The following is a 2,314-nucleotide window of genomic DNA, read 5'->3' on the forward strand; positions in this document are numbered from 1 at the left end:
CCGCGGCGGGACGACGCCGATCCGCGGGACGCGCGGGACTCCCGGAAGCGGGACTCGGACGGTGGCGGTGGCGCGCGGGCGCTGGCGACCGTCGTCGGCTGGATCCCGCGCGTGCTGCTCGCCATCGCGCTGTACCAGCTGGTGCGCCTGATCCCGGGCTTCGACGCGATGCCCAGCGCCGCCGAGCTGCCGCTGTTCGCCGCGCTGGGCGACATCGCGGTGGCCACCATGGGCCTGGACCCGGAGTGGGCGCCGCGCATGGCGGAGCTCTCCATCCCGCTGCTCGGCATCGTGGCGTCCGCGCTGGTCAACCTGGTGCGCGCGGTGCGCTCCCGCCGCGGCGGCCGCACCTGGCCGCTCTGGGTGGTCGTCGTGGTGTGGGTCATCGTCATCGCGGTGCAGGGTGTGGTCGGCTACGCCCAGCAGGTCACCCAGGACGCGCGCGACTCGTTCGAGCAGCAGCGCGAGCAGATCCAGGACGACCTGGAGCAGGGTGTCCAGGACACCACCGAGGACGTCCGGGACTCGCTCTGGCAGTCGTTCGAGGGCGCCCTCCCCTGGAACTCGGAAGAGAACTGACGCGGGGGCATGTCCTGCCCCTCCTGCCCCGCAACCGCGGCAGTTTGCCCCGCAGACTCGGCACTCTGCACTGATCAGCGGCAGTTTGCCCCGCGGACTCGGCACTTGGCATCGAGATCGGCTCAGGCCTGGACCGATCTCGATGCCAAGTGCCGAGCGCTCATGAAAGTGCCGAACGTGCGGGCGCCGATCACGCAGCGGAGTGCCGATCCTGACTGGCTCATGCGCCACGCGCACCACGCACCCACGCGCCTTACGCGCCACGCGCATCACGCACCTTACGCGCCACGCGCATCACGCACCTTGCGCGCCACGCGCATCACGCACCTTGCGCGCCACGCGCATCACGCGCCTCGCGCCACGTCCCACCCGCCACGTGAACCAGTCAGGATCGCGATCCGTCGCGCAAGAGTTCCTCGGCACGGCGCCAGAACGGTTCGAGCACGACCACCGGCAGGGTCGACGCCGCCTTGTGCACAGAGGACCGGGCACACGAGCCCCTGAGCGCTGCGCGCCCGACACGCTCGTGTCCATGAAGGTGACCTCAACCCAGGACGGCGTCGCCGTCCCCGAAGTACTCCTGGCGCGTGAGCAGGACAAGAACCAGCTGGCGCTCGCGAGCCGCCAGGGCTCGTTGACCCGGATCCGCCGGGGTGCCTACTGCGACCCCGACGCCCTCCGGGCGGACGGCCCGGCCTCGGCCTCGCGCGAGAAGCGGAGCCGGGAGCTCGCCCGCGCCCGGGCGCTGCACCGGCAGCTGCGCTCGAAGGCGGTGTTCAGCCACACGACGGCGGCACTCCTCCTGGGCTGCCCCGTCTGGACCGTGCCCGACCGCACACACGTCTACCAGCGCTACCGCCCGTCGAGCCGCGCGGCGAAGGACATCGTCCGACACGTGGGCACCGTTCCGGCCGACGCCGTCGTCACCGCGCAGGGCCTTCCGGTGACGTCGCTCGCGCGTACCGTCGTCGACTGCGCCCTGACGCTGCACCCACTGGAGGCCCTCGTCATCGCCGACTTCGCACTGGGCCGGGACCTCGACCGCGCCGAGCTCCAGGCGGAACTCGACGGCTGGGCCGAGCGGCGCGGCGTCCGGCGCGCCCGGCTGGTCGTCGAGCTGGCGGACGGCGGCTCGGACTCACCCTGGGAGACCTGGGTGCGCTACGAGATGCTGCGGACCGGCCTGCCCAGACCGGCCACCCAGATGCCCGTGTCGACCGACCGCGGCGTGTTCCACACCGACCTCGGCTACCCGCAGTGGAACCTGGGCGTCGAGTACGACGGCCTGATCAAGTACCGGCCGGACGGCGTCGGCACCGGTCACGACCCCGCGCGCGAGTTCATGAACGAGAAGAGCCGCGCCGAGGCGATCCGCCGGGCGGGGATCACCGTGGAGCGCGTCGCGGCGTCCGACCGCGGCGACGTCCCGGCGATGCTCGCCCGCCTCACCGCCCATCTGCCACCCGACGTGGTGGGGCAGGCACGCATCAATCCCCTGCTACCGCCGTCCTGACCACGGCACTTTGCCCCGCGGACACGGCAGTTGGCCCCACGGGCACGGCAGTTTGCCGCGCAGGCTCGGCACGTGGCCCCACAGACTCGGCAGGTCGCCCCACGGACACGGCAGGTCGCCCCGCAGACTCGGCAGTTTGCCCCGCAGACTCGGCAGTTGGCATCGAGATCGGTCCAGGCCTGGACCGATCTCGATGCCAAGTGCCGAAAGCTCGGGCAGAGT

Annotated in this window: 2 protein-coding genes; both read left to right on the forward strand. The window is 72.1% G+C overall.

Translation table 11 applies throughout. The features are described 5' to 3' along the window. Positions 1–579, forward strand: a 579-nt coding sequence (locus PROKR_RS36080) for a hypothetical protein (protein ID WP_036968751.1), incomplete at its 5' end; no start/stop codon positions are given. Between the two features lie 532 nt (positions 580–1,111). Further along, on the forward strand, positions 1,112–2,092 hold the full coding sequence (locus tag PROKR_RS31000; RefSeq protein ID WP_051433309.1) for a hypothetical protein: 981 nt from the start codon (positions 1,112–1,114) through the stop codon (positions 2,090–2,092). Positions 2,093–2,314 lie beyond the last annotated feature (222 nt).

It is taken from the genome of Promicromonospora kroppenstedtii DSM 19349 (assembly GCF_000515355.1).
In the GTDB taxonomy this organism is placed as follows: domain Bacteria; phylum Actinomycetota; class Actinomycetes; order Actinomycetales; family Cellulomonadaceae; genus Promicromonospora; species Promicromonospora kroppenstedtii.

Coding starts and splice junctions, on each gene's coding strand:
- PROKR_RS31000 (WP_051433309.1), top strand. CDS start 1,112: ATGAAGGTGACCTCAACCCAGGACGGCGTCGCCGTCCCCGAAGTACTC.